Consider the following 5,191-nt stretch of genomic DNA (forward strand, 5'->3'; position numbering starts at 1 on the left):
TTTAGTTCAGGAAAAGCAAACGCTGGAGCATTATATAGTCCGCAGAATTTTAGAGTAATAGATGGGACAACTAGTGGATGGTTGAAGATTAAAACATGGGAAGGCGACAAGTGGATGAACCTAAACCAAACAGATTCTGGTTCTTCTGGAGTAATTGATTTAGCTTTAAAACAACTTGGAAAGCCGTATGTTGAAGCTGGGACAGGACCAAATGGATTTGATTGTAGTGGCTTTATTTATTATGTATTTAAAAATAATGGATATAACATTGTGAGAACAAGTGTTGCAGGATACTGGGGCATGGTTACAAAAATAAGTGATCCTCAACCAGGAGATTTAGTATTCTTACAGAATACATATAAAGCTGGTCCTTCTCATTTAGGAATATATTTAGGAAATGGTGAATATATTCACGCTTCTGATGAAACAACAGGTGTAATTAAAAGTAAGATAAACAGTCCATACACTCAGAAGCATTTCTTGGGGTATGCTAGATTTTCAAAATAATTAAATTGGATTTAATGAAGAGACAGTTATCTAAAATAGCTGTCTTTTTATAATTGGTATCATTTTGAGATGGGGTTTGGCTAAAAGCTTCAGATAAAAAGAAGCTGGATAAATTAAAAGTATTGATGCTATTGGATAATTGCTATAGGGCATTTGTGTTTATCGCTATAATAGTATAGTTATATAAATCTAAAAATCAAGAGAATTCAAACCGAGAATAAGAAGTGGAAATAAAAGATAAAATTTTCCAGTAAAAATATAGAAAAATAAAGGAAAATATGTTAATGTGATAATCGAAATATAAAATTATTCGAAAGGGGAGAAAAGAATATATGCTAAAAAAGGGTGTAATGTTATTATTCTTTATTCTATCTATCTCGACATTTAGTATGGTAACTCACGCTGCTAGTAGTTCAGAATACGTGAATCAATCATTCTATGGGTATAAAGAACCGTCATTTACTTCAGCTAAAACAAATGGCGGATCAGAGTACGGTGCCCAAAATGTAGGAGTCGTAGAAAAAAGAGATAATGGCTGGTGGAAGATTGAAACATGGGAAGGTCCAGTTTGGATTAACTTGAATGGGGAAGAACGTGTCATGGGAGATTTCTATGCATATGATGAACCTTCTTTCTCATCAAAGGTTGCGAATGCCGGAGCGAAGTACGGAAGACAAACATTTAGAATAATAGATGGAACAACAGATGGTTGGCTGAAATTTAAGACGTGGGAAGGCGACAAGTGGATGAATCCTACGGCTGAACAAATTACTGTCAACAAAACAATCTATGCGTATAATGAGCCTTCATTTAATGCAAAGAAAGCAAATTATGGAGAACCATTTAACCCACAAAATTGGGGAGTAGTAGAAAAAAAAGAAAATGGCTGGATGAAGGTAGGTACTTATGAAGGTTATAAGTGGATCAATCCAGATGGAGAAGAAAGATTCATAAACAAATCATTCTATGCGTATAACGAAGCTTCATTTAATGCAGCAAAAGCAAACGCTGGGGCATTATATAGTCCACAGAATTTTAGAGTTGTGGATGGGACACCTAGTGGATGGTTGAAGGTTAAAACATGGGAAGGCGAGAAATGGCTGAATCTAGATGGAGAAGAAAGATTCATAAACAAATCATTCTATGCGTATAACGAGCCTTCATTTAGTTCAGGCAAAGCAAACGCTGGAGCAGTATATAATCCACAGAATTTTAGAATAATAGATGGGACAACTAGTGGATGGTTAAAGATTAAAACATGGGAAGGCGACAAGTGGATGAATCCGCATGAAACAGATTCAGGTTCTTCTAAATATCAAATGCCTATCAAAAATCCAAATGTTAGCTCATGGTATGGAAGTCGTTGGGGGACAGTACATAAAGGTATTGATTTCTCAGCGGCAAAGGGTACACCAATAATGGCATCTAAATCAGGAACTGTAGAATTTGCTGGTTTTGGTGTAAGAGGTCAAGGATTTGGTGGATATGGAAATGCGGTGGTTATTAGGCATGAAGACGGACTTTGGACATTATATGGTCATATGGACACAATTTTAACTACTGTAGGGGCACATGTACAACAAGGTCAAGTAATAGGAAAAGTAGGTAGTACAGGCGACTCTACTGGGAACCATTTGCACTTCGAAATTAAGAATCAGTATATAGGTGGACAAGTAGATCCAAAACCATATTTACCATTTTAATAAACATTAAGTTTGAATAATTAATATACGATAAGAATAATAAATTTATTGTATATTTAATAAAAGGACAGTTATCTAAGGATAACTGTCCTTTTATAATTTATTAATGCTTCAAACTTTCATGTTTTAGAGGAAGAAATTATCTGATAGAAACCAATAAAGTACTTGTGTTAAGAATAATTTTATAAATTTCCTTGATAATAAAAACCTTATTATGTAATATATAGTTATATTGTTTATCTATTTGATTCCGTTTATTCCCACACCTTATGTGTTGTGGTAGAGTTGTAGATTTGTAGAAACAAGTTTTGTTCTTGTTTTCATTTTGAAAGGGCTTCTTTGAGCCGATTAGTGTATAAAGCTTATTTTGCTATGCACAATTAATCGACTTAAAGAAGCCTTTTTTTGTTTAAGTAGATATATGTAGTAGGTGTTGAGTCACAGAGAAGGACGGTTGTTTAGAAGGAATGAGAAATAAAGAAATAAAGGATAGAGAACTTAGATAAAAGAGTTATATGAAATTATAGTAAGGGAAATATCGTATAGAAATTTCAAAAAACTGAAGTAATAAGTGCAATTAAAGGATAAGGTCTCTAATTTTTAAAGGGACACAATAATTTATCTATAGAAGGGGAGAATAAAAAATTGAAAACAACTAGAGAAAAGTACGTAATTAATGGAGAGTACACAATAGAACGTAAGCTTTTACATAAAGAGATTATTGAATCACTTCTAAAGGGGCAATTACAGCAAGAGCAAGAACCTGAGGCTATATTACTTGGTGGTGGTTCTGCAGCTGGAAAAAGTTCAATTGGAGAGTTAGTAAGTAAGGGATATAAACATCAGAAACAAAACCTGGTTTGGATAGATCCTGATAAGATCAAAGAAAAAATACCAGAATATCAAAAGTTAATAGAATCTGGAAATATTGAGTTAATGGAACAAGCAGCTTTTTTAGTTCATGATGAAAGCAGTGATATTACCATGAAACTATTAAAGATCTGTATAAAAAGAAAACTAAACTTTATGTATGATGGTACAATGAAAAATGAAGTGAAATACAGAAAGTTAATTCAACAATTAAGACAAGCGGATTTCAGTATTAAAGTAATCATTGTGGATGTCCCAATAAAAGTTGCCTTAGAACGATCTAATATGCGCTTTAAAGTAACAGGAAGATTGGTTCCTGAACATATTATTGAAGAAAGTCATATGAAAGTAGCTACTACATTTTCTAAAATTAAAGATTTAATAGATTGCTATACTTTATATGATAATACAGGAAAGGAACCAGAAGTTTTTGCTTTTAAAGAATCAAAACGAGTAAAAGAAATTATTGTTGATGAATCTCGAAATGATCAGTTTTACGAGAAGTCAGTCCTTGTTTTTAGGTAATTTATATCGCATAAATTTTATAAAATAATTAATAGATTTTATCCTGACATTTTATTATATTATTGGTATAATAAATACAGGAGGCGATATAAATGGAACTTAAAGACCTTATGAACTATATTGAAGAAAACAAAGAAGAACATTTTCATGATTTAATCGCTAAAAATGAACGGGAAATTGCAAAAAAAGAAGAAGAAGAGAAATAAAGAGTTTTAAATAGAAGAGTTGGCCTTTTGGGTCAACTCTTTTGTTTTTATAAATGGTTATAAAATTGAATTTCTCTATAGTTGAGTAAAAGGAATATCAGAATTTTCCTTTAGAGAAGGTAGTTTTTTATTTAAAATAAAACAGACAATTTGCTAATCATAGGAGAGTTTTTTAGTATTATATTAAATAGAAAACAGCGTAATGAGTTAACGCTTTAGGAGAGAGTATATGAATCATTTTATTGTTATGCAGGGGCATACATATCAAGAGGAAAAAGGATTAGAAATTATTTGGTCACCTAAAAAGGATAGAGGCGGTAATGTACCACATTCATGGAAAAGAATGATGGATGTAAAAGAGGGGGATCGGATCTTTCATTATGTAAAAGGGAATATTGTAGCAGTTAGTATCGCTGAAGAAGATTGTAAGGAATCGAATAAACCATCGATTATGAAAAGTCATGATCAATGGAATGATGAAGGCTATTTGGTATCTTTAAAATATCATGAGTTAGAAAAACCAATTAATATACGTGAGAAATTTGAAGAAATATCGCACCTGTTGCCAATTAAATATTCACCTTTTCAATCAGATGCAAATGGAAACCAAGGTTATTTATATCCATGTAATGAAGAATTAGCCCTTAAATTAATGGAACTAATTGGTGATTCAAACATTTATAAAATAAATGATGAGCAATTAGAGTTAGCAGTTGATCCGGTAAGAAGGACAGAAAATAACACATTAATTCCAGTTATAGCTGAGACGGAATCCGAAGTAAAAGCAAAAATCCGAATTGGACAGCAAAAATTTAGAGAGGAATTAATGGAGGTTTGGAACGGAAAATGTGCATTATGCGGAATAAATTTACCAGAATTGTTAAGAGCAAGTCATTCTAAGCCATGGAAAGATAGTACAAGTATGGAACGCTTAGATCCGTATAACGGTGTACTACTGTGCTGTAATCATGATGCTCTTTATGATAAAGGGTTTATCACATTTGATGGCCAGGGACGACTGCATATTTCCTCATTAATAGTGGAAACAGATTATTTGAAATTTGGATTAATACCAAAAGCTAAGATAGGAATTCAACCGGAGAATAAATTATACTTTAAGTGGCATAAGAGGAATATTTTTAAAGTAAAATAGTATAATTTTTAACTTCAAGGACAGGAAGAACATAAGAGAGACGAATTGTGTTATCCAGTAAAGGGGAATGGTACATGTATAACTGTAATCAATGTGGAACAGAAATGATTATGCAATTACAGCCCTTCCCGAACGAGAAAGCCCCTCGCCTTTAGGCATGGGATGAAAGTGAGGTTGGATAAGGAGTGCACTAAAAACCGCAAGGTTTGTGGCACTCTAAGTATCCA

General features: G+C 32.7%; 4 protein-coding genes. All 4 read left to right on the forward strand.

Annotated elements, in window-relative coordinates:
* On the forward strand, nt 1–507 hold a 507-nt coding region (locus MR167_RS30395; protein WP_242316165.1), incomplete at its 5' end, for a C40 family peptidase.
* A 332-nt stretch (nt 508–839) separates the two neighbouring features.
* Nucleotides 840–2,210: a M23 family metallopeptidase gene (locus tag MR167_RS30400; protein ID WP_078994280.1), complete on the forward strand. Its 1,371-nt coding sequence runs from the start codon at nt 840–842 to the stop codon at nt 2,208–2,210.
* Between the two features lie 645 nt (nt 2,211–2,855).
* On the forward strand, nt 2,856–3,605 hold the full coding sequence (locus MR167_RS30405) for a zeta toxin family protein (protein ID WP_078994279.1): 750 nt from the start codon (nt 2,856–2,858) through the stop codon (nt 3,603–3,605).
* Nucleotides 3,606–4,040: 435 nt separating this feature from the next.
* Nucleotides 4,041–4,964 (forward strand): HNH endonuclease, encoded by a 924-nt coding sequence (locus tag MR167_RS30410; RefSeq protein ID WP_242316166.1) that lies wholly within the window; start codon nt 4,041–4,043, stop codon nt 4,962–4,964.
* Nucleotides 4,965–5,191 lie beyond the last annotated feature (227 nt).

Origin of the sequence: Bacillus cereus group sp. BfR-BA-01355 (assembly GCF_022663675.1) — a bacterium.
GTDB lineage: Bacteria > Bacillota > Bacilli > Bacillales > Bacillaceae_G > Bacillus_A > Bacillus_A thuringiensis_S.